This is a genomic window from Shewanella violacea DSS12 (assembly GCF_000091325.1).
GTDB lineage: Bacteria > Pseudomonadota > Gammaproteobacteria > Enterobacterales > Shewanellaceae > Shewanella > Shewanella violacea.
In genome coordinates, this window is sequence record NC_014012.1 from 895,797 (window position 1) to 918,724 (window position 22,928).

Below are 22,928 nucleotides of genomic sequence, written 5' to 3' on the forward strand. Positions count from 1 at the left end.
CCTCTAATGGACAGGTATTGGCCAAGTTTCGACTAAGCCATTGCTGCTGATGGTACGGATCTGGTTTGAATCCAAGTTAGCGACAGAGTATACAACGGCGCCCTTGGTTTGGGCATGTTTGGTACGCTGAACTTGCCAATTAGCCAAGGATTGACCTGTTTTGATATCCCAGACTCGGACTTCTCTCGCCGGGGTGCCTGTTAGAAGCAATGTATCACGGTTTGAAAAGCGCACCGCCGAAAAGTTCATTTTTCTACGAGTGATATTTAATTGGCTGACTAATTCGCCAGTGGTATTGTCCATAATCTTGGCTATTTTTGTGCTATCACCAATAAATGACAGACTCCCTGAGCCATTTAAGTCCACCTTTATGACTCGGTTATCGAACTGCCAACGATGAATTGGCTGGCCTGTAGTGGAGTGCCACAGTATGGCCTGCATATCGTTTGAGCCTGTAAGGGCGAGTTTTCCATCGGCAGAAAGGGCTACGCTGTTAACTTTTTCTGAATGGCCAAGAAACTTTATCAAAGAAGGGGTCTTGGTAGAAGCCGACGGCATCAGAGACATGACGCTGCCATCGGTGAGACCTATGAGTAATGACCCTGAGTTAGATACTGCCACACTTTGTCCGGTGGAGGGCAATGACCACCAGCCTAAAGATGAGCCGTTTAACATGCTCCAGAGTGCGACTGAGTCTCTGCTTAAAGAAGCTGCAAAATCTTGATTGGGTGAGATGGCGACATCGAAGGCGTCATTATTTGACTCGCTATGTATCCAGGTATATTTCTGCTGCCGAGTCTCGAGATCCCATACCTGTATTGCGCTATTGGCAGTGCTGACGATGACAAATTGTCCATTCAGGGACAGGCTGGCATCATAGCTAGGCTCTGTGATCAATGCTTGTGTGTCTATGGCTGTAGGCTGGCAAGCAGCAATAGCAAGAGTGCACAAAATAACCGAAAAGAAACTTTTCATGAACTTGTCCCCGATACTATTGTCTCTAGCTGTAAGTGATATTACATTTACATCCGATGATTAAACTTAAGTAATGAAATTGGAATAACCTATTTAACTAGTATAAAGTGGATCGCCTTATAAGATAAGGTTCTAGTCACTACTAGAAGATCCTGAGGAAGCATTTTTAATGAAATCTATTTATAAATTTTCACTGGTTGCTTTGGCCATCGTTGGTCTGTCAGCTTGTAATCAAGAAGCAAACACAACTGAAGCCGCTGCTGCCAATGTTGAGTTGAAGACAGAAGCGCAAAAAGAAGCTTACAGTGTTGGTGCATCTATTGGTAAATATATGTCTGGTCATATCAAAGAGCAAGAAGCTCTAGGTATGCCTGTCGACCGTAGCCTTATTGTTTCAGGTTTCAGTAGTGGTCTTAATGACGAGCTTAAGTTGACCGAAGAGGAGATGCAGACTGTTCTTAAGGGGCTTGACGAGAAGTTAAATAAGAAACGCGAAGCTCAAGAGACTGTTCTTGCTGAGAAAGCCTTGGCAGATAGCTCAGCATTCTTGAAGGCTAACCAGGCTAAAGAGGGTGTAGTAACAACTGAGTCTGGCCTGCAGTATGAAGTCTTGACTCCAGGTACAGGTGAAAAGCCTAGCGCCGAAGATACTGTCGAAGTGGATTATGTTGGTACCTTGCTTGATGGTACTGAATTCGATAGCTCTATCGCCCGCGGCGAGCCTGCTAAGTTCCCGTTAAACCGTGTTATCGCTGGTTGGACCGAAGGTGTTCAGCTTATGTCTGTGGGTGCTAAGTATAAGTTCGTTATCCCAGCTGACTTAGCTTATGGCGAGCGCAATACAGGTACTATCCCAGCTAACTCAACCTTGATATTTGAAATCACGCTGCACTCTATCGAGAAAGCAGGTGCACCGACAGCCGAAGTTGCTGGCGAAGATCATGGTCACGCTCACTAAATTATCGCTTATTTTTAGTTAGTCAAGATTGATGAAAAGGACGCTTAGGCGTCCTTTTTTGTGGCTGATATTTAGCGGATGCCAGGGAGTTACACATAGAGGCTCGCTTTAGGGTAAAATTGCGGAAGAAATATAAGTAATAGGTTTTAGTATGGAATATGAATTTCGGCGTAATACCATGACGGGCACTGTGATTGCTAATTTTAGTATGGATCACGAGGTATTAGGTTTCTGGTTCGCCGAAGAGTTAGGTGAGTGTAAAGATAAGTTCAATGAACTCTGTCAAATCATCGAACAGTTACAAGTGGGGTCACTGAACGAAAGGCGCTGGCTGGGTAAGGCACTATCACTGGAGCTGGACAGTGAGCAGGTCAGAGTGTTTGCTAACGAGTTGGAAGATGATTTAGACCATGAGTTTGAAGATTCCATGTCACTCTATAACGATGAATCTGAGGCATTTTGTGGTTTAGAAGATTTCCAATCGGCGTTATTGAGTTGGAGAGAGTTTCTCGACGAGAGCCGTTAAAGGCTTTTTGTTTAATAGAATATTTCATGATAAAGGCAGCCATAGGCTGCCTTTATCATTAGGGTGATCACTTATTATATCTATTGGTATCAATGCTTCAGATACCGAACCGCCATCTCAGTTCTCGATTTGGCATTGGCCTTTCTCAGTAGATTTTTCACGTGAACTTTTACCGTTCCTTCGCTGATATGCAAGTGTTCTGAGAGGGTTCGATTACTCTTGCCCTGAGCCACGAGTTGTAAAATCTGCAACTCTCTGGGAGTCAGGTTATCGAGCCAGTCAAACTCATCGCTTGCATCTTTGAGTTCATAGAGGTAGTTCTCGACCGACTCGCTCATCACTCTATGACCCAGCATGGCTTTCTTTAGTTTCTCTAACAGGAGGTCGGGCTCAGTATCTTTCAATAGGTAACCGTCGGCACCGGCTCTGATCAGACGAATAACATCTTGTTTGGCATCAGAAACCGTTAGGATAACTATGCGAGAGGTGACTCCCTCTTGGCGCAGACTGTTTAAGGTATCTAATCCTGTCATCCCTTTCATGTTGAGATCGAGTAACACTATATCTGGTTCACTCTCCTCGATGGCCGAAAGGGCATCCAATCCACTACCTGCTTCACCAAAGAGGGTAAAATCTGAATCAGAAGTGATTAATTGGCAAATACCGCGGCGTAACAGTGGGTGATCATCGACAACGAGTACTGAGTAAGGTTTACCCATTTTTAAAAGCGCCTCCTGCAAGGGTTTATTCTTATTATTTATCTAGGCAGGTTCCTGCTGAGGAGGGAAAGTCAGTGTTACCTTGGTTCCTCCCCCGGGATTGCCACTGAAGTCTACTATACCCGATAAGCGACTCGCGCGCTCTTGCATAATGCCAATGCCGAAATGCTGAGCACGTTTTCTCACCTCATCTACACCTATGCCATTGTCGCTTATGGTGATGGAGACATGGCTATCTGAGTCTTTAAAACAACGAATGTTAATCTGTTCTGCCTGAGCATGCTTGATGGCGTTAACCGTGGCTTCTCTGGTTAATTGTAATACATGAATATGTTGATGGGCGCCGAGCAGCTGCATTGGCAGCTTATAATCTAAGGTGATCTTAGCATCGGATTGGCTTCTAAGTTGTTCCAACATGGCTTCGATGGCATGGTGTAAGTTTGGGTCCTTGATGGTCAGTCTAAAGGTCGATAGAAGTTCTCTTAATTGCACGTAGGCGGTGTTTACCCCTTCGTTGATTTCCGATATCTGATGTTCAACTTGTGGGTTGCGACAAGCACTGTCTAGGCCCTTTGACAGTAAGCTGACTTGGATCTTTAAGAAGGAGAGGATTTGACCTAGGGAATCATGGAGCTCTCTGGCTATGACCCCACGCTCCTCCATGAGTGCCAGTTGCTGTCTCTGCTCTGTGGCATTATAGATAACGATGGATCTAGCCAGCATGATGGCAAAATTTTTAAACAGCTGATAATTCGGCTCCTCGCTGGATTTTGTCTCTAAGTAACCAAGCTCATAGGATTCAAACTTAAGCGGGAAATGTGTCTGGCTATTGTGTTGTTGGGGCCAGCCGCCATCGGCTTCTATGACTAATTCTTCATCATTATCTTGGACTATAACCAGGCGAAGGAATGTATCGGGTTCATGAGTTCTTAGCTGATTGAGTGCGGCTTTCAAGCTGCTAATTTCGAGCTTACGGGAATGTAGCATGACCAAGCTATCGTAGAGCAGAGTCAGTTCATTATTGCTGCGGGTCAGAGCTAAGGTCTTGTCCTTTACCTGGCCCTCTAAGTCTCGGTAGAGGGTTGATATTTCCTTCGCCGTAGATTCGAAAGCACTGCTTAAGGCACTCAGTTCAATATACTCAGTTTTAGGCATCTCAACATCAAAGTTTCCTTTGGAGATGGTATTGGCCGATTCCATTAACTGCTTGAGGGGGGCGACGACTCTTCGCTTGGTGAAACGAACTGCTAGAAAAGCGATAAACAACATTAAGCTAAGGCCGATAATTTGGCTCACGGCTAACAATTTTAATTTAAATGCGGCGTAGTGCTCAGTTTCCAGCACCAGCAGATCGATAGTATCGACAAAGTCTTTCAGTGCGGCGGCATAGAGGGGGGGATTTTCTGCTTCGATATAAGATCTCATCACCTTCCACTTATGAATAACCAGCAGATATTGTGCTTCGAGCTTGGCAGGAGTTTCCCAGTCAAGTGAACGTTTAAGGTCATCAGAATAGAGCGTCTTTTCAAATTCCTCTATTTTTTCCATGGTATCTTCGCGATTCGTGTTTTGATTTAGCATCAAACGATAGCTCTGCATCCGCAATGAGCCTGATGCGTTGATGGCTCTGGCATCTCCAAGACTGTAGGATAAGTTGATGATGGCGAAAGTTGCCAAGCCGCTCGATACTAAGATTAAAGTTAACATTAGACCTAAAATAGTCGAGGTTAAACTGCCTTTTTTCATTAGATTAAAACTCGCTAAATTGCTTTGATTAGTCTATCCATGTCCGTCTTCACCTCCTTTATCCTGCTAAGCAGAAGGTAGAAATGTGAATAACCACAGGTTTACATTTCGAACTATCGTAAACTTCTTATCAGTATACCGACTTAGGGGGCGGGTATGTATCAAGGGACTCACTTTTACCAGAGAGATGACTCGCTTTATAAAAGATAAACCCATTAAACAGTATGCCTGCCGCTATAAAACTGAAATTAAGCCTGTTGTGACAATGTTTTAATCTTACTGCTTCGATCTTATCTTGTGGCTCGAACGAGAGACCCCCTACATTCTGACCATGACATAGCATTTTTCTCTATGCCTTAGGACCAATTCAACTCCAGCTGCACACAGGCAAGAGCCATTACCAAGCCAATGATTTACGTGCGCTATATTTGTGCGGCGTGTGAATACTTGCCCTTGTTTGGTGCATTTATATTCTGATTGACTCCCGTTGGTTACCCTAAGTTATTAAAAGTTAATGACTTGTTTACTTGGCCTGATGATTGAATAGTTAATATTAGAAATAAATAACCAAAATACCTTGGAGGTCAGAATGAAACTGGTCAGCGCTATCATTAAACCGTTCAAATTGGACGATGTCCGCGAAGCCATCGCTGGAGTGGGTATAGAGGGGATGACAGTCACTGAAGTTAAAGGTTTCGGTCGTCAGAAAGGCCATACCGAGCTGTATCGAGGCGCCGAGTATCAGGTGGACTTTCTTCCTAAGGTTAAATTAGACATTGCGACTAAGGCCGAAAACCTTGAGTTGTTAATTGAATCTATTACCAATGCTGCTCGTACTGGCAAGATTGGAGATGGCAAAATATTTGTCACCGACCTAGAACAGGTTATCCGTATCCGTACGGGCGAGACCGATAGCGAAGCATTATAAGGGAGAAGCGTGATGGAAGATTTAGCAAAATTAGGGGTGACGGTTTCTGAATTAAGGTTCGCTCTGGATACCTTTTATTTCTTAATTTCTGGTGCCTTAGTCATGTGGATGGCAGCTGGTTTTGCCATGCTGGAGGCCGGACTGGTGCGCTCCAAAAACACCACAGAAATTCTAACCAAGAATGTGTGCCTGTATTCGATTGCCTGTGTGATGTATCTGATCCTAGGATATAACATCATGTATGTCGATAATGCTGAAGGTGGCTGGTTACCTTCTATAGGTACATTTATTGGCAGTCAGGCCAGTGATGCGGATCATGCGCTGGAGTCTGATTTCTTTTTCCAGGTGGTGTTTGTTGCCACGGCTATGTCCATCGTTTCCGGTGCGGTAGCCGAGCGCATGAAACTGTGGGCCTTCCTAGCCTTTTCTGTGGTAATGACAGCCTTTATTTATCCAGTTGAGGGGTATTGGACCTGGGGTGGTGGCTTCTTGTCTGAGGCAGGATTTGTCGATTTCGCCGGTAGTGGTATCGTTCATATGGCTGGTGCGGCTGCAGCGATTGCCGGCGTTCTTTTGTTGGGTGCCCGTAAGGGAAAATATGGTCCCAATGGCCAAATCAACCCAATCCCAGGTTCAAACTTACCTATGGCGACTCTGGGTATGTTTATTCTGTGGATGGGCTGGTTTGGCTTTAACGGTGGATCACAGTTACTGGTTTCCGATGCTGAAAACGCAACCGCGGTGGCTAAAATTTTCCTTAATACCAATTCTGCCGCGGCGTTTGGCGCTGTGTCGGCACTTGTCGTATGTAAGCTGGTGTGGGGAAAGGCGGATCTGACCATGATACTCAATGGTGCATTGGCCGGGTTAGTGGCCATTACTGCCGATCCTTTATCACCTTCTATCGCCTTTGCGGCTGTGATAGGCCTGATTGCAGGTGGCCTGGTCATCTTCTCAATTGTGGCGTTAGATAGGCTTAAAATTGATGATCCTGTCGGAGCTATTTCGGTTCACGGTGTGGCAGGTTTCTTCGGTCTAATGCTAGTGCCTCTGTCTAATGCCGATGCGACTGTCTTGGGTCAGCTCTATGGGGCAGGCGTCATCTTTGCTTGGGTATTCTCAGCCTCTTTTGTGGTCTGGTATCTACTTAAGTTGACCATGGGGATCCGTGTTACCGAAGAGGACGAGTATAAGGGGATGGATGCTGCAGATTGTGGCATAGATGCCTATCCTGAGTTCGTATCAGTCAAGAGCGCTCGTTAAGCTAGGCAAGACTCATACTGATAAGGCTTAGACTTATAAGACTTAGCTATTCATTAATCAAACAGGGCATTTCGCCCTGTTTTTTTGTATCATGAGTATAAGGCCGATGTGCTTTGAACGTGAATAGGGAGAGCTGCTGATGACATGTTTTAACAAGCTAAGTAAGACGAGTTTAACTTGCTTCACCTTAGGCGCACTATGCCTATTTGTGCTTAGTCTATCGGCGCCAAGTTATGCCGGACAAGTCGTGGTCCGCAAATCCAGCGAGCCTTTCGATGCCTTTGCCGTGAGAGACCAAGTTTTACGGGATCATCAATGGCGAGAGGCTTTAAGAATGCAGCAAGATATCCAGATCCTACAAGCCCTTCCCGCAGGTTGTATTTTACTCTCCAGACCCTATGCCTATTATTCATGTCATGGCTTGTTTTATAAGCCTTATCAGTATCAGAATCGGCATGTCTATATTCAGGTGGATGGGGCAGGTGACTTGGCTGAGCAAGTTACTAAGTGATCTAAGGATTAAAATAACCCGCAGCTTTGGCTCTAGGCTCCTAGTGCACGCCTCTAATGCTAGTCTTTAGCGCATGCCTTGAGCCGAGATGAGAAACCACTAATTTCTTATTTAAAACACAAAAAAGCACTCATATGAGTGCTTTTTTTATATAGCTGGAATCTGCTACCTATTACTATTGTTCCAGTATCAGGGCTTCTTGCTGATAACTCAACCTGGCCATCTGTCCCTGATCTTTAAGCTCAAGTCCCATTAACTTGAAGGGAGCGCTCAGGCCGGACTGCTTAACTAATTTAGGGTCTAGCTTAAGCTGAATGCTTGAATTATCTAAAGTGAGCCAGTTTGCCGACTCTGTCTTTAAAATTGTCCGATCTTGGCCAGAAGCATCGCTTCCAGTCAGGTAACCCGAGAGGGAGAAACGACCCTCCTCGGCGATATCTAAGGTAAAATCGATACTAACAGGCACACCCTCTAGCCAGCGAGTATTCACTTGCTGCTGGATCTTGGCTGAAGGCACAAATTGCTTGAAGGCGGTTTTCACGGTTCTGATGACCTGAATGCCGTTAACACGAGTCTGCATGTTAATTTGAATCTCACTCAATCCCAGATTGCTACTTGGCCTAGTTAAGCTTTCAGGTAATTGTGCCTGCCATTGGCCATTATCAGACACAAGTTTGAGAGCCAGATAGCTCCCATCTGAGTGCTTTAAACTCGCCGTGGGCCTGAGTTGTTGATCGCTATTAGTCAGTGAAATATTAAAATCCAAACTGCGGGATTGACTCGATACCCTGAATTTACTGGTGAGCTTGAGTTGATAGGGTGAGTGTTTCTCTTTTACATTCACCAGGTAACTGGATTTAGCCCCTAAAGGCTCGGAGACCTTGAGTTGGTATTTCCCTGGCTTAGCGTTAGAAGGCATGGTGAGGGCGCTGGAATCATCTGTGAGGCCTGCCGTGGCTAAGGCTTGTGGATCTACCAAAGAATGAATATTGGCCGAAGATTTGCTGGCACCCGATTTTTCATCCAGATTAATCAGTTGGATCTTATGGGGAGAGATGGCCTGGCTATGCATCAAGAAGCCTGAACTTAGGTCCGCCCTCGGTGAGATACGAATAATGCTAGAGGCTTGGCTGATGGCTAGGCTTATGCCTCGATTTAGCTCGGCACCTGTGACTGTGGTCCAATATTCATCACTGGTGCTCGAATGTGAGTCAGATGGTGGACTTATGGTGAATGTCTTAGTAGGCACGCTGATAAAACTCAGGGATTCCCTGCTGCTGTTAATTGGCGGCAGTTGTGGCTCGGTGACTTCTGTCACACTAAAGTCACCTAGCTGAGGCGCCGATAACGATACCTGTTTGACGCTTGTAGCTTGAGTATCTGGAGCCTTTGTCGTGGTTTCATCCTGACAGCCTGCTAGCAGGGTGGAGATAGCTAGTGTCACCAGCATCAATGGATAGTTTTTCATGTTTATCTCCTATATATGGTCGCGGATCAATTTGTCGAGATTGAAACAAGCCCGTCTGCTCTGTTGGTGACTCAGGGGCTCTCCCCCTGCGGTTTTTTGCTTATCGGTAAACCAGACAGTACCTGCTGCACTCTGTGAACTGCATTCTAAGAATCCGTCGGAGCAATCATCCAGCCAGTTCTGTGTGGTTTCGAGTGCGACTTGATATTGGTAGCCTGCACAGTAGCTGTCACCGTCCCAGATCGCCGAATCTACATCGGATCCCACCACCACTTCGAATGGCTTACCTAGGGTCGGACGGTTTTGAGTGCCGTTAAGCCAGGTACTGTTGTAGTAGCTCATCCAACTGACTTGTTGTTGCTTGACTGCGTCACTGCCATAACCTAAAAGCCATCCTAGGCTAGTTTCAAAAACGCTGCCTTGGTTCACGGCATCTGCTAGCGGGGTACCACCACTAGAGGGGGCCAGAGCTATGACTCGGGTGGTGGCATTGATGATGTCGATATAGCGGCCATCCCAGGTGGGATTGGATAATATCCACCTGACAATATTGCCCCCATTGGAGTGGGTGAGCATAAGTAGATCATCAATATTCTTATTCTTAATAAATGTGTGCAGCTGGTTTGCTAAACACCCTGCGGCGGCTTCATTCCACATATATTGATCGAAATTACAGTTGATCACTTGGTAGTTATCGGGCTGAGGCATGCCTTGTCTAACAGAGTCGACAAATTCATGAGTCCAATAATCAGTTTCGGCATCGGTCTGATTGCCTGTTCCATGGATAAATACTATGCCGCTGGCGCCATAGCACAGTGAGCTGAACACGAGTGGACTGAATATCAATAGTCCCAAGAGTATTTGCTTGTAATCGTTTTTCATTGGCTTATCTCTTTTTAGTATGCATACCAGGTATGACCTCTGACCTCTTTGGTTAATCTAATGGCTAACAATTAATCGATCAAGGAAAAGTGGCAGTACATTAGTACCAGTTAATATAGCTGTTTGTTTTGTTTGTTATTTTTGTTTTAAACGTTTTCTGGCGCTTAGTTATTAAGCGGTTTATCTAGGGGGAAAGCCTGACTAGGATTTGAAATTGTTTGAATAGAAAGCGAATTAAGATGCTGAGATCGAGTTTGGCTTATAGCAAAATCTGTTTATATTGAGTGAAGCTATGATTGAATGGTCTGCCAAATTTATTTTCTACAGGATCACATCTCTACCTATACCTTAGCTTTCACCCAGTTAGTTAAGATATATATTTGTTTGGCTCGGAATGATTCTTAAATGCAACAAAACCTATATGTTTAATTGAATTAACTGCCTATTTATAGCGAGTATACTTATCTTTAACTGAAAGTGTATTAACTTATTATCAATATATAACAATGAGTTGGTTATTATTTCTTGTTCAGAGCTATATCTTGTTGCATTGCGGGCTAATACTGGATAAATTGAACTTAGTAGCGCAATTGAGAGAAGTCTGTTTTAACGATAGCCGGAGTGAGTTTATTACCATGTATTATAAAAATGATGACGTTCGAATTAACAAGATCAAAGAATTACTGCCACCGATTGCAATTTTTGAGCGATTTCCGGCGACTGAGAATGCATCGGCTACCGTTTTTAACGCACGTAAAAACATACACCAAATTTTGAGGAAAAATGATGACCGCTTATTGGTTGTCATTGGTCCATGTTCAATCCACGATCCTAAAGCTGCCCTGGAATATGGTGAGCGTTTAGTGAAACTGCGTGAACAATACAAGGATCAGTTAGAGATAGTCATGCGAGTCTATTTCGAAAAACCCCGCACCACTGTGGGTTGGAAGGGACTGATTAACGATCCATTTATGGACAATAGCTTCAGGCTAAATGATGGGCTGAGAACTGCACGTAAATTATTGTTAGATCTCAATGATCTTGGCATACCTACTGCTGGTGAGTTTCTCGATATGATCACGCCACAATATGTTGCCGATCTTATGTGCTGGGGAGCGATTGGCGCAAGAACCACTGAATCCCAAGTGCATCGTGAACTGGCCTCGGGCCTCTCCTCTCCAGTGGGTTTTAAGAACGGCACAGATGGCACGATTAAAGTTGCCATTGATGCAATCGGTGCGGCGAGTGCGCCTCATCACTTCTTATCTGTGACTAAGTTCGGTCACTCAGCTATTGTCGAGACCAAGGGTAATTTAGACTGCCATATCATCCTACGAGGTGGTAAGGAACCCAATTATAGCCAGGAGCATGTGACTGCCATTAGTGCGCAGCTCGACAAGGCAGGATTAGACATTAATATCATGATTGATTTCAGTCATGCCAATAGCTCCAAGCAGTTTAAGCGCCAAATGCTGGTAGGTGAAGATGTGGCAGCTCAAGTATCTAAAGGAAATTATGGGATATTTGGTGTCATGATCGAAAGTAACCTTATTGAAGGTCGTCAGGATTATGTTGCAGGTGAAGCCCTTTGTTATGGCCAGAGTATTACCGATGCATGCATTGGCTGGGATGACACCGAAGCAATTTTAGCGACACTTAATCAGAGCATCATTACCCGTCGCTCGGTGTGATTAGCTATTGTCATTAGAGACTAAGATAGAGACTAAGATAGAGACTAAGATAGAGACTAAGATAGAGACTAAGATAGAAACTTAGATAGAAACTAAAAAGGAGGCCTAGGTCTCCTTTTTTATTGTTCGCTGGCTAAGAAGATAAATGTCTTCATCAGCTAAACGATACATAGCGTATGATTAACCTAAGTTATGGTTGAGCAGATACTCATTGGCTTTAGCTAGACTTCCAAATGAGGCGATAAGATTATTTTGGCCTTTTTGTTGAATGTCTGCATCTGAGGATTGGGTCATCATCCATATCCAGGTCTGAATGAGTGGTAATGGCGGATATTGAACTTTAGGTGAACTCAGCATCTATGCTTCCTTAAAATCGCTTATAAGGGTTGGTCGTTTCCCTTACTTGGTCTGCGTCAAAAAAGAATATCAAATTATTTTATTCTGTTTAACAAGAAACGCTATCATTTAACGATTTTTTAAAAATAATTGGCTTGAATAGTTCCTTTGTATCATCAAAAATTGGCGTTTGTAAGTCTAACGTACTACTCGGTGATGCCAAAATGTCAGCTGACTAAAGGTCATGTTCACAGAACACCTCATAAATGAGACATCACAATCCCCAGAGATAAGTGATGTTCATATGTGGAATCTCATAAATCTAGCTGTTTGTGCTTCAAAAAGCGATCTTCATGGTTTAAACGTATGTAGCCTCTTATTGGCTCCAATGGCCCTGAACGCCCCTGTGATTCTCAACTTGTATTAGGATTGATAATAAATGCGACCCTCTCTCTATTCAGATGGACCCATAGATAAATTAAATCTTCATGTGTTAAAGCTTATCTGGCCTTACCTTTTAGAGTTTAAAAGCAGGGTGATTATGGCCTTGATATGTTTGGTCATTGCAAAAATTGCCAGCGTATCCTTGCCCTTCATATTAAAGTCTCTGGTGGATGGCCTAAGTGCGGCATCACCTGAACAATTACTCAGTGTTCCTATCGCCCTAGTGGTTGCCTATGGTGGACTAAGGCTGCTTAACACTTTGATTTCAGAGGTCAGAGATACCTTGTTTGGCCGTGTTACCGAGCGGGCTATTAGAAGGTTGGGGCTGCATGTTTTTGAGCATCTTCACCGTCTTGACTTAGAATTTCATCTTGAGCGCAGAACCGGAGGCTTGTCCCGGGATATTGAAAGAGGCACCAGTGGCATTAATTTTCTGATGCGCTTCATGATTTTCAATATAGTGCCTACGATATTAGAAATAGCCTTAGTGGTTGGTATATTTTTTTATAATTATGGCGTTGCTTTTGCGGCAATCACCTTAGGCTCTGTATTAGCCTATGGGCTGTTTTCTATACTCGCAACTGAATGGCGTACCGAGTATGTACGAGAGGCTGCCAAGGCTGATTCACACTCTAATACCCGTGCCATCGATAGCCTGCTGAATTATGAAACGGTGAAGTATTTTAATAATGAAGTCTATGAGGCGAGACGTTACGATGAAGCATTAGAAGCGTGGGAGCAGGCAAAACGGAAAAATCGCTTGTCACTGTTTGCCCTCAATGTGGGCCAGGCGGTCATTATCTCGGTGGCGATGACTATGATGTTAGCACTCGCCGCCTACAATGTGGTGCAAGGCGTGATGACCATAGGTGATTTCGTGCTGGTAAATGCCTTTATGATGCAGCTTTTTATTCCGCTTAATTTTTTGGGGTTTGTGTATCGGGAAATTCGTGGTGCTTTAGCCAATATAGAGAGAATGTTCGGCCTGCTGAAACGGGTTCCTCTCATTCAGGATAAAGAAGACGCCAAAGGAGCTTGTTTGGGTTTGGGTGAGTTGAAGTTTGAGTCTGTTAGCTTCAGCTATAACACGCGTCAAATTCTGAAAGATGTGAATTTTACCATCTTACCAGGTCAGAAAGTCGCTATCGTAGGAGATAGTGGCGCGGGTAAGTCTACTATCGTTAAGTTACTATTTCGTTTCTATGATGTCGAAAAAGGCAGTATCAGTTTAGATGGGGTCAATATTAATAACTTGACTCAAGATGCACTTCGTCAAGCTATCGCTATAGTCCCACAAGATACCGTACTGTTTAATGACTCCTTGTTAGAGAATATCCGTTACGGTCGTCCCGATGCCAGCGACGAGGAGATCCACCAGGCCATCAATATGGCTCATCTATCCCATTTCATTGAGACCTTACCTGAAGGCTGGAATACCCCAGTGGGAGAGAGAGGATTGAAGTTATCAGGAGGGGAGAAGCAGAGAGTGGCTATTGCCAGGGCTATTCTCAAGGGCTCGCCTATCTTAGTGTTCGATGAAGCGACATCTTCATTAGATAGCCAATCGGAACAGGCCATATTAAATGCACTGAAGGAGGTGGCTAAAGGGCACACAAGTTTAGTGATTGCCCATAGACTCTCTACGGTTGTAGATGCGGATCAAATCTTAGTCTTGAGCCAAGGACAAATCGTAGAAACGGGTAACCATGAGTCTCTTTTAGCCAATGCTGGCTTATATGCTAAGTTATGGAACATTCAAAACTGATTTTACGGGGATCGATATTGTTTATATTAAGTCTACAGACTGGCGGGACAATGCTGTATTATATTCAATATTAGTCTATATTAATGCACATGCTTAGTTAATAGTTATGCGTTGATTCAATTCCAGTTTATATGCTTATCATGTAAGCTGGAAACAAATGCAATGAGATGGTAACGATGAAAAACATTCCTTTACAGGTAAACATTGAAGGTCAAGACAGTTTCGTCGATACCGATTGGTTAGCGATAATGGCGACGCTTAAGAAGCGTGGTCTGGAGCAAGATGAATTAGCGAGTCTCTATCTTGAGCTTACATCAGGAATGAGAGTCACGACCCGTGGTCTGAGTCTTGCGAAATTGAACACCAACACCTAAGTTTATGGTTTATTATACAAAAAATGTATAGCTATGATTATGTGGGAGTGGTGAGACAGAGTAATTGATTTTGTTTTTTATTTTGGACTCTGATTGTTGGGGAGTGTGACTGTTTAACCCGCTTTCCAGCCATCGCAAGCGATATGAGGTAGGTTTTGATTGGCTTCGGTTAATGGGTCGAATAGACTCAGACTGATAATTTCTCCCTGACGAAAACATACTGACTCACCTTCAATCATGGTCAAACGATCACAGTTATTGCAATTTAGTGCACGTTTCTTGGTTGATGGTTTTTGGCTCACATATCCTGAGTTCAACTTTACTGTCCCTGTGGTTTTCTCTTGCCGAACATTTTAGCAAAGCGGGATTCTGCAATAAGAACCGATAAATATCCAGCATAGATTAGTATATTAATCGTAAAATAGAGTAATGACACTTATAACATCCCTGTAAATACTCTGCATTTCCATGAAATCCTTCAAATTTCGACTCTATTCCATTCCTATAAATTAAGTTCTCTTAAACTGTATTGATCAAGCTCATAGTGACTCGATAGCATTAACTGTCGCAGTTATATCTGCCTATAGCCCAAGTTTCACTCAATTACACTAATAGAAATACTCAGGAACTGACTTATTGTCAGCAGAGCACCTAGGTTAGTTTGACTTAAGTTAGCGAGTCATTGGCCGAGTCGTTAACTTTCAGTTTATAGGCTAGTGGTCCAGCCTCATTTCTAGTGGGGCAGCATTGAGACCTGGATAAGATCAATCTCTAGGCTGAAATGACGATTGTAAATCTTATCATGGTGTTGTTTATTGATGTTTTTCAGTTGCATAAGCGAAGTTTGTAGCAATAAATCAGTAATCGGATGGATTAATGCTAAAGCTGGTTGAAAATTAGCCGATAATGGTTAGGTAGAGTTATCATCTTGAGAGGCAGTTATGGAAATCCACCCCCATGGAACAGAGGTGTCGCGAGTCGCCCGCGATAAATCTGATCCGACAGAACATCATGGTAAAAACGTCTCTGACGTTGCGAGCAATAAATCAGAGGAGCAAGGTAAACCTGTATCTGGAGTCGCCAGCAATAACTCGGCATATGCGGCCAGTAAACAGTTTATGAATATGGCCATTATTACCGCTCAACAGGAGGTTAATCTTAGGTCCAGTGATGAACCTATGAAATTACTGTTCCGAGCGGCTATCGAAGCCATAAATGAAGAGTTGGCTCCTAGTATGGGACCCAATGCGACCCAGAGAATTTATGACTCTGGTGTCGATACCTCACCTGAAGCCACGGCAGAAAGAATTGTCAGTTTTGCGACTCAGTTCTTCAGCCTACATCAGGGACAAAATTCTAATATGGAATTTGATGAGCAGCTCGACTCCTTTATGGAGATCATAGGTGGCGCTATCGATAAGGGATTTGGTGAGGCCAGAGAGATCTTAGATAATCTTAAGGTGCTTGAAGGGGGGATTGCCGATGGCGTAGATAATACCTATTCATTAGTCCAAGAAGGACTAGCGGAGTTTAGAGACAGTTTTTATCAGCTTGATGATGAAACTGAAGACGCTTAAGCACTAATGTTTGTGCTTGGTGGATTCACTCTATGATTTAACCCGATTGGTATTATGTTTAATCTATAGATAAGCGTTAAGCTTTATGCTAACAATTGATTAGTTGAATTTGTAGCTGGAGCTATGCATGTGGATTGAAGGTGAAGTAGTAGGGCGCGTCGATTGGAATGACAAACTATTTTCATTGCAGATAAAAGCTGATATTCAGCCTTTTATCCCAGGTCAATTTATTAAACTTAGCCAGGTCATAGATGATAAGCGCGTGGCCAGAGCCTATTCAATTGTAAACCCGCCAGGTGGAGACATCATTGAGGTATTGGCTGTATCGGTGGAAGATGGCCAGCTTTCCCCTAATCTGCAGCAACTCAAGGTGGGTGATAAGCTAGATGTCTCCCCTAAAGCCTCAGGTTTTATGACCTTGGAGGAGATCCCTAAAGCCTCTTTTTCAGGTAAGCACTTGTGGTTATTAGCAACCGGTACGGCTGTGGGTCCCTTCATCTCTATGCTGGAAACCCATGAGCCTTGGAATAGGTTTGAAACTGTTGTCTTGGTTTATGGAGTAAGGTTGGCGGAAGATCTGGCGTACAAAGAGCAGCTGTTACGCCTTGAGCAAGCTTATCCTACTCAATTCAAACTGGTATTTTCTGTTACCCGGGAAGACTTTCCCGATGCGATACAGACTCGTATTTCCACTGGGATTCAAACTGGAGAGATACAGGAATTAGTCGGAATTGATATCACACCTCAGGATTCACAAGTCATGCTTTGCGGTAATCCTGAGATGATAGCTGATACCAATAAAATCTTGCTTCATCTGGGCTTGGCAAAAAATCTGCGACGTGCGCCTGGACAGATAACGGTAGAGAAATATTGGTGATAGGCCAGTCCACATCACCTGATTGATATCTTCGAAGGCTATAATCAAAATGGATACCGAATGAAACTCTTCTATTCAGACGCTTCACCTTATTCTCGTTGCGTGAGGCTGGTTATTCGACACTTAGGCATCACAGGCATTGATGAAGTCATCACCAATCCACTGGATAATGGCGAAGACTTACTCGAGGTCAATCCTTTGGGAAAGGTCCCTTGTTTACAGCTTAACGATGGTTCCTCTCTATTCGATAGCGAGGTCATCTTACGTTATTTGGACTGTGAATTTGGCGAAGGCCAATTGTTCGGTATCCGAGAACATAACTGGATTGGTGAGAGTCATTTCTCCTTGATTAAAGGCCTGCTAGATAGTGCCGACGCCTTGAGACAAGAGCAGATGAGGCAAGAGGAGGGCAAGCGCTCGCCATTTTGGACTGGGCGTTTCGAACAAGCATTACTTAGAGGCCTGCAACATATTGAGCAGACAGGTTTAGCCATGAGTCGAGATCTAAGCATTCAGCAGATCTGTCTGGCATGTTTATTAGAGTATATAGATTTCAGACATGGTGAGCTCGAATGGAGAAAAGTGGCGCCAGCTTTAGCCCTCTGGTTATCAGAGTTTGACCGTCTCCCGGCGATGCAGGCGACTCGACCTAAGTAATACTTTCGCGGCCAACCTTCAACTTCTCACAGGTTTAACCCAGAACTCTCTGGGTTTATCGTATTTCCCTGTCACCATTCATCTTGGTTTAAGTTGATTTTAATAACAGCATAATAAATTGATAAACATCTCATTTAAGACACATTAACATCTATATGACTTGCTGAAATCAGCAGGATTCATTATCCTCACTGCAATTGATAATAATTATCATTAAACTATTGTGCACTTAGGTGTAGCAGAGGGAGATTTTTAGATGAAAATAGCAAGAAGTATGGCCATTTTAGGCTTGGTTTGTTTCGCTTCAGTAGCGAACGCGGCTGAGAATTTGACCGTATACTCATACCGTCAGGCATTTCTGGTTGAGCCTATCTTAGCTAAATTCACCAAAGAAACCGGCATCGAGGTGGATGTGGTTTTCTCCAAGAAAGGGATCGCTGAACGCATGATGCGTGAAGGCCGTTTATCTCCTGCCGATATCGTGCTGACTTCTGATTTCTCTCGTTTGATGGAACTAGTGGACAAAAATCTGGTTATCCCAGTGGATAGTGAGCTGCTGAAGACAAACATTCCTGCTAAGTATCGCTCTCCCGAAGACACTTGGTACGCCTTGACCATGAGAGTCCGTAATATTTACTCATCGAAAGATAGAATGGGTAAGTTAGACATAGATTATGAAGATCTTGCCGATCCTAAGTACAAAGGAAAAATTTGTACTCGTAGTGGTAAGCACCCTTACAATATCTCGCTTGTGGCTTCTATGATTGCTCACCATGGTGAAGCAGAAACTAAGACTTGGCTCGAAGGATGGAAGGCAAATCTAGCACGTAAACCTCAAGGTAATGACCGTGGTCAAGTTAAAGCGGTAAAAGAGGGCATGTGTGATATCGCCATAGGCAATAGTTATTATCTAGGCAAGATGCTTCAGGACCCTAAGCAGGTGCCTTGGGCGGAAGCGGTAGAGATTAACTTCCCCAATCAAGCTAATCGCGGTTCACATATCAATGTCTCTGGCATGGCGCTGGCTAAGTATTCCAAGCATCAAGATAATGCGATCAAATTGATGGAGTATCTGTCGGGTACAGCGGCTCAGAAGGACTACGCCGAGATCAATATGGAGTATCCGGTGAAAGCCGATGTTAAGCCGTCTGACTTAGTGGCTTCATGGGGCGAGTTTAAGGCCGATGACCTGCCAATATTTAAGCTTGCCGAGTACCACAATGCGGCAGTTAGATTATTGGATGAAGTTAAGTTCGATCTATAACAAATAAGCTCGAATATGAAATAGCCTTCAATTGAAGGCTATTTTTGTTTTGAGGAATGGCTACAATTTTTAGTAATACCAATCTCTCTCATTTAAGCTTAGATTTAGGTTTGTCGGGGATAATACCAACCCTATTTAAGTGGACTCATCAATGATTTTAGGTTTATCCAGAACTTGGTCTCTCGCCGGCTATCTCATCGCGGCGATAATCATACTGCCACTGCTGGCTATCATAGCTCAGGCCTTCGTTCCCGATGAGGATGTGTTTGGCCATCTTTTTAATACGGTTCTGCCTACTTATATCGCCAACACCATTTTACTTATGCTGGGTGTCTGTATCTTTGCTTTGCTCATAGCTACGCCTGCCGCTTGGCTGGTGGCTAAGTGTCAATTCCCCGGGCGGAAAATGTTTCAGTGGGCATTGCTGCTGCCCTTAGCTATGCCAGCTTATGTAGTGGCCTATGTCTATACTGATTTATTGGATTATGCGGGACCCGTGCAAAAGATGCTGCGTCTCTGGTTTGACTGGCAAGCCCCAGGTGATTATTACTTTCCCGAGGTAAGAAGCTTAGGGGGCGCTTCAGTGGTGCTCGCCCTGGTATTATTTCCCTATATTTATCTCCTCGCCAGAACGGCCTTTATGGAGCAATCATCCAGTCTGCAACATGCTTCAAGAGTCATGGGGTGTGGCCCCTGGCAGAGCTTTTGGCGTCTGAGTCTACCTATGGCAAGGCCAGCCTTGGCGGTGGGTGCATCTTTGGTGGCGATGGAGACAGCGGCTGATTTTGCTACTGTGAGTTATTTTGCCGTGCCTACGCTAACGACGGCGGTTTACGATACCTGGCTTGGCTATGGCAGCTTATCGGCAGCGGCAAAGCTGTCTGCTATCATGCTATTAGTGGTATTTTCCATGATAGGCTTCGAGCGATTTGCCCGCAGAAAGCAGCAGTTATTTCAGAAGCAATCTGGCCCCAATGAAAGTTCAGTATCTAAGCTTACGGGAATAAATGCTGGCTTGGCTACGGCTTATTGTAGTCTGTTATTATTATTCTCATTCCTGCTGCCCTTCGCTATTCTATTGCAATATTCCTGGGATTATTTCGATGAAAGTTGGAATGCAGCATTTTGGCAGTACAGCTTCAATAGTCTGTATATCGCTGCAATTGTCAGCGTTATCGCGGTATTTATCGGCGTACTCTTGATATTTATTCGAAGAATCAGTCCTAGAGCCTCAGATATCTTGCCTTCTCGGCTCGCCTCTACGGGTTATGCACTTCCCGGTACTGTGCTGGCTATCGGTATCTTAGTGCCATTCACCATGCTGGATTTCGCCGTCAATGACCTCTATGAATATTTTGGCCAAGCAGGGCCGGGATTAGTATTTACCGGTAGTGTGTTTATTATTATTTTTGCCTTCTGCATTCGTTTCTCGGCCATCGCCATCGGCAGTGTTGAGAATAGCTACAAGCGAATATCACCTTCACTGGATATGGCAGCTATCACTATGGGGCTTAAGCCTAAAGCCTTGCTGTGGCGAGTACATATGCCATTACTGAGGAAGGGCATCTTCGCTGGGTTATTGCTGGTGTTTATCGAGTGTATGAAGGAGTTACCCGCGGCTTTATTACTCCGTCCTGTGGGTTTTGAAAACTTAGCGACCTATGTGTTTCAGTTCGTCTCCGACGAGCAACTAGAGCAAGGTGCACTCGCTGCTATTGTGATTGTGCTGGTTGGTCTAGTGCCACTTATTTATTTAAATCGCTCTTTAGAGCAAGAAAACTAACGATTATTCTAAGCGTTATTCCTTTTGGGATTGATGAGTTTATTATCTGCTGGAGCAAAGAAAAGATGTCCACATTAAGTATTCGAGGCGTGCACAGCGACTATCAAGGTCAGCAGGTATTGAAAGGGTTAGATTTAAACTTAGAAAAAGGTGAGATAGTTGCGCTTCTGGGCCCCAGTGGTTGTGGTAAGACGACCTTGCTTAGGGCTATCGCTGGGTTACAAGCCGTGAGCCAAGGTGAAATTAGCATTAATGGTGAGACCTTGACCGGACCTCAGGTGTTTACCCCGAGTGAACAGAGGGGCGTGGGGATGATCTTTCAGGATTATGCCCTGTTTCCACATCTGGACGTCGCCGATAATATTCTGTTCGGGGTTAAAGGTTTAGATAAGGTTGAACGATTAGCCAGGCTGGATGAGATGTTAGAACTGGTCAAGCTCGAAGGATTGGCTAAGCGTTATCCCCATGAGCTCTCTGGTGGTCAGCAACAGAGAGTATCTATCGCCAGAGCCTTAGCTTACAAACCTGAGTTATTATTGCTAGATGAGCCGTTCTCGAATATTGACGCCAAAGTACGGGGCGAGATGATGTTAGAGATCCGCAATATTCTCAAACAAAGAAATGTCAGTGCCGTGTTTGTGACCCACAGTAAAGACGAAGCCTTCGTGTTCGCCGATAAGCTAGCGCTATTCAAGGATGGCTATATCGTCCAGTATGGCACTGCTGAAGACTTGTATACCTCACCCAAGGACAGGTATGTCGCAGACTTTTTAGGCCGAGGTAATTATATTCCCGCATGGGTTAAAGACGATTTTGTCGTCGATACACCTATTGGTTTACTCACAAGTACCACGCGGCTATCCCATCCGGTAAGTTATCGAGGTGAGATCCTTATCAGGCCTCAGCAGCTCGAGATCTCCGCCGATGAGCAAGGTCTCGGGGTGATCATAGAGCGTCGCTTCCTGGGTAATATTTGTCATTATCAGGTTCAGGTGGCGCAGCATTTCTATGAGGTGAAGAGTCAGCTTAGTCAATTTATGCCCGGTCAGAAGGTACATCTTCAGGCCCAGGTGCATTCTTTAGTCGTATTCTGAAGCTCCTAGCTGACTAGTGTGTTAACGTAATTTGTGATCAAAGTGATTAAGTGTGCGTTAGTTAATGTCATTATTATCTAAAGTTATGGATAATAATGCCGAAATTAAACTAGTGCAGAAGGTAATTGAGAGATGGATAACCAGGTTATGCCTCGTGAACAGTTAGGTGTGTGTGCAGAAGGAAATTTGCACAGTATATATTTGATGTTTAATGCTAATGAGGGGGTAGAGACAGATCTACGTCCTTGTATCGCTAATGTGGCTCAATATATTTATGAGCTAACCGATCAATATGCCGATAGTGCATTCAACGGTTTTCTGGCTGTGGGCGCTAATTATTGGGATAGTCTGTATCCTTCAGCCCGTCCGGCGCAACTCAAGCCGTTCCCAGCCATGAATGCCGATAACCGGGATGCACCGGCTCTCGAGTATGATCTCTTCGTTCATATTCGCTGTGATCGTTTCGATATCTTGCATCTGGTGGCAAATGAGATCACTCAGATGCTCGAAGGTTTAGTCGACTTGGTGGATGAAGAACGTGGTTTTCGCTTCATGGACAGCCGAGATCTTACTGGCTTTGTGGATGGGACTGAAAACCCTAAGGGACGTAGTCGCCAAGAAGTCGCTCTGATCGGTGATGAAGATGCGCCTTTCAAATCTGGTAGCTATATTCATGTACAGAAGTTTGCTCATAACCTGAGTAAATGGAATCGTCTGCCACAGAAAAAGCAGGAAGATATTATGGGTAGAACCAAACAAGATAATATCGAATATGAATCAGCAGATAAGCCACTCACCAGTCATATCAAGCGCGTTAATCTAAAAGACAGTGATGGTAAGTCTATGGAGATCCTCAGGCAAAGCATGCCTTATGGGTCGGTTAAAGAGCAAGGTTTGATGTTTATCTCAAACTGTCGTAACTCGAATAACTTTGAGAAGATGTTAGAGAGCATGGTTCATGGTGATAGTCATGGTAATCATGATCATCTGCTGCATTTCACTAAGGCACTGACAGGCTCTTCGTTCTTTGCACCATCATTAGACTTTATGCTAAATAAGGCGGGAGTTTAACCGTCATAGGTTGGACTTG

Annotated in this window: 22 protein-coding genes; 15 read left to right on the plus strand and 7 right to left on the minus strand. The window is 44.2% G+C overall.

Going from position 1 to position 22,928, the window contains the following annotated elements:
- Nucleotides 1–3: 3 nt before the first annotated feature.
- A complete protein-coding gene (locus SVI_RS03585; protein ID WP_013050042.1) occupies nucleotides 4–975 on the minus strand; it encodes a WD40 repeat domain-containing protein in 972 nt (323 codons plus the stop codon).
- A gap of 169 nt (nucleotides 976–1,144) precedes the next feature.
- Between SVI_RS03585 and fkpA the strand changes: the two genes are divergently transcribed.
- Both fkpA and SVI_RS03595 read left to right on the plus strand, forming a co-directional pair.
- Nucleotides 1,145–1,933, plus strand: a complete 789-nt coding sequence (gene fkpA / locus SVI_RS03590; protein WP_013050043.1) for an FKBP-type peptidyl-prolyl cis-trans isomerase — start codon at nucleotides 1,145–1,147, stop codon at nucleotides 1,931–1,933.
- A 151-nt stretch (nucleotides 1,934–2,084) separates the two neighbouring features.
- Entirely contained in the window at nucleotides 2,085–2,459 is a 375-nt protein-coding gene (locus SVI_RS03595) for a YacL family protein (protein ID WP_013050044.1), read from the plus strand.
- A gap of 89 nt (nucleotides 2,460–2,548) precedes the next feature.
- Here SVI_RS03595 and SVI_RS03600 read toward each other — a convergent pair whose 3' ends face one another.
- Nucleotides 2,549–3,178, minus strand: a complete 630-nt coding sequence (locus SVI_RS03600; protein WP_013050045.1) for a response regulator — start codon at nucleotides 3,176–3,178, stop codon at nucleotides 2,549–2,551.
- Nucleotides 3,179–3,220: 42 nt separating this feature from the next.
- A complete protein-coding gene (gene narQ / locus SVI_RS03605) occupies nucleotides 3,221–4,924 on the minus strand; it encodes a nitrate/nitrite two-component system sensor histidine kinase NarQ (protein ID WP_013050046.1) in 1,704 nt (567 codons plus the stop codon).
- 589 nt (nucleotides 4,925–5,513) lie between these two features.
- On the opposite strand from narQ, the gene SVI_RS03615 reads away from it, so the two are divergent.
- The 3 genes from SVI_RS03615 (at nucleotide 5,514) to SVI_RS03625 (ending at nucleotide 7,626) form a co-directional block, all read left to right on the plus strand.
- Nucleotides 5,514–5,852: a P-II family nitrogen regulator gene (locus SVI_RS03615; RefSeq protein ID WP_041419646.1), complete on the plus strand. Its 339-nt coding sequence runs from the start codon at nucleotides 5,514–5,516 to the stop codon at nucleotides 5,850–5,852.
- Nucleotides 5,853–5,864: 12 nt separating this feature from the next.
- On the plus strand, nucleotides 5,865–7,115 hold the full coding sequence (locus SVI_RS03620; protein WP_041419647.1) for an ammonium transporter: 1,251 nt from the start codon (nucleotides 5,865–5,867) through the stop codon (nucleotides 7,113–7,115).
- 139 nt (nucleotides 7,116–7,254) lie between these two features.
- Nucleotides 7,255–7,626, plus strand: a complete 372-nt coding sequence (locus SVI_RS03625; RefSeq protein ID WP_013050049.1) for a hypothetical protein — start codon at nucleotides 7,255–7,257, stop codon at nucleotides 7,624–7,626.
- A gap of 175 nt (nucleotides 7,627–7,801) precedes the next feature.
- Here the strand turns inward: SVI_RS03625 and SVI_RS03630 are convergent, their stop codons facing one another.
- Together SVI_RS03630 and SVI_RS03635 are read right to left on the minus strand one after the other, a co-directional pair.
- Entirely contained in the window at nucleotides 7,802–9,094 is a 1,293-nt protein-coding gene (locus SVI_RS03630) for a DUF4785 domain-containing protein (protein ID WP_013050050.1), read from the minus strand.
- A gap of 9 nt (nucleotides 9,095–9,103) precedes the next feature.
- Nucleotides 9,104–9,976 carry a lipase family protein gene (locus SVI_RS03635; protein ID WP_013050051.1) on the minus strand — a complete coding sequence of 291 codons (873 nt, stop codon included), beginning with the start codon at nucleotides 9,974–9,976 and terminating at the stop codon, nucleotides 9,104–9,106.
- Nucleotides 9,977–10,611: 635 nt separating this feature from the next.
- On the opposite strand from SVI_RS03635, the gene aroG reads away from it, so the two are divergent.
- Nucleotides 10,612–11,667 carry a 3-deoxy-7-phosphoheptulonate synthase AroG gene (aroG, locus tag SVI_RS03640; protein WP_013050052.1) on the plus strand — a complete coding sequence of 352 codons (1,056 nt, stop codon included), beginning with the start codon at nucleotides 10,612–10,614 and terminating at the stop codon, nucleotides 11,665–11,667.
- Nucleotides 11,668–11,847: 180 nt separating this feature from the next.
- Here aroG and SVI_RS21360 read toward each other — a convergent pair whose 3' ends face one another.
- On the minus strand, nucleotides 11,848–12,024 hold the full coding sequence (locus SVI_RS21360) for a hypothetical protein (RefSeq protein WP_013050053.1): 177 nt from the start codon (nucleotides 12,022–12,024) through the stop codon (nucleotides 11,848–11,850).
- 418 nt (nucleotides 12,025–12,442) lie between these two features.
- On the opposite strand from SVI_RS21360, the gene SVI_RS03645 reads away from it, so the two are divergent.
- Both SVI_RS03645 and SVI_RS03650 read left to right on the plus strand, forming a co-directional pair.
- Nucleotides 12,443–14,212 (plus strand): ABCB family ABC transporter ATP-binding protein/permease, encoded by a 1,770-nt coding sequence (locus SVI_RS03645; RefSeq protein WP_013050054.1) that lies wholly within the window; start codon nucleotides 12,443–12,445, stop codon nucleotides 14,210–14,212.
- Between the two features lie 176 nt (nucleotides 14,213–14,388).
- A complete protein-coding gene (locus SVI_RS03650) occupies nucleotides 14,389–14,586 on the plus strand; it encodes a hypothetical protein (RefSeq protein WP_013050055.1) in 198 nt (65 codons plus the stop codon).
- A gap of 113 nt (nucleotides 14,587–14,699) precedes the next feature.
- Here SVI_RS03650 and SVI_RS03655 read toward each other — a convergent pair whose 3' ends face one another.
- A complete protein-coding gene (locus SVI_RS03655) occupies nucleotides 14,700–14,903 on the minus strand; it encodes a hypothetical protein (protein WP_041419648.1) in 204 nt (67 codons plus the stop codon).
- Between the two features lie 624 nt (nucleotides 14,904–15,527).
- Between SVI_RS03655 and SVI_RS03660 the strand changes: the two genes are divergently transcribed.
- From SVI_RS03660 to SVI_RS03690, 7 genes are all read left to right on the plus strand, one after another.
- Nucleotides 15,528–16,163, plus strand: a complete 636-nt coding sequence (locus SVI_RS03660) for a DUF5610 domain-containing protein (protein ID WP_013050059.1) — start codon at nucleotides 15,528–15,530, stop codon at nucleotides 16,161–16,163.
- 127 nt (nucleotides 16,164–16,290) lie between these two features.
- Complete coding sequence (locus SVI_RS03665) at nucleotides 16,291–17,040, plus strand: ferredoxin--NADP reductase (RefSeq protein ID WP_013050060.1); 750 nt, start codon at nucleotides 16,291–16,293, stop codon at nucleotides 17,038–17,040.
- A gap of 60 nt (nucleotides 17,041–17,100) precedes the next feature.
- The gene (locus SVI_RS03670) at nucleotides 17,101–17,697 is read left to right on the plus strand and encodes a glutathione S-transferase (protein WP_013050061.1); all 597 of its coding nucleotides are present in this window, start codon (nucleotides 17,101–17,103) and stop codon (nucleotides 17,695–17,697) included.
- Nucleotides 17,698–17,953: 256 nt separating this feature from the next.
- On the plus strand, nucleotides 17,954–18,961 hold the full coding sequence (locus SVI_RS03675; protein ID WP_013050062.1) for a Fe(3+) ABC transporter substrate-binding protein: 1,008 nt from the start codon (nucleotides 17,954–17,956) through the stop codon (nucleotides 18,959–18,961).
- A gap of 151 nt (nucleotides 18,962–19,112) precedes the next feature.
- Complete coding sequence (locus SVI_RS03680; RefSeq protein WP_013050063.1) at nucleotides 19,113–20,744, plus strand: ABC transporter permease; 1,632 nt, start codon at nucleotides 19,113–19,115, stop codon at nucleotides 20,742–20,744.
- A 65-nt stretch (nucleotides 20,745–20,809) separates the two neighbouring features.
- Nucleotides 20,810–21,838: an ABC transporter ATP-binding protein gene (locus SVI_RS03685; RefSeq protein WP_013050064.1), complete on the plus strand. Its 1,029-nt coding sequence runs from the start codon at nucleotides 20,810–20,812 to the stop codon at nucleotides 21,836–21,838.
- Between the two features lie 132 nt (nucleotides 21,839–21,970).
- The gene (locus SVI_RS03690; RefSeq protein ID WP_041419649.1) at nucleotides 21,971–22,909 is read left to right on the plus strand and encodes a Dyp-type peroxidase; all 939 of its coding nucleotides are present in this window, start codon (nucleotides 21,971–21,973) and stop codon (nucleotides 22,907–22,909) included.
- Nucleotides 22,910–22,928 lie beyond the last annotated feature (19 nt).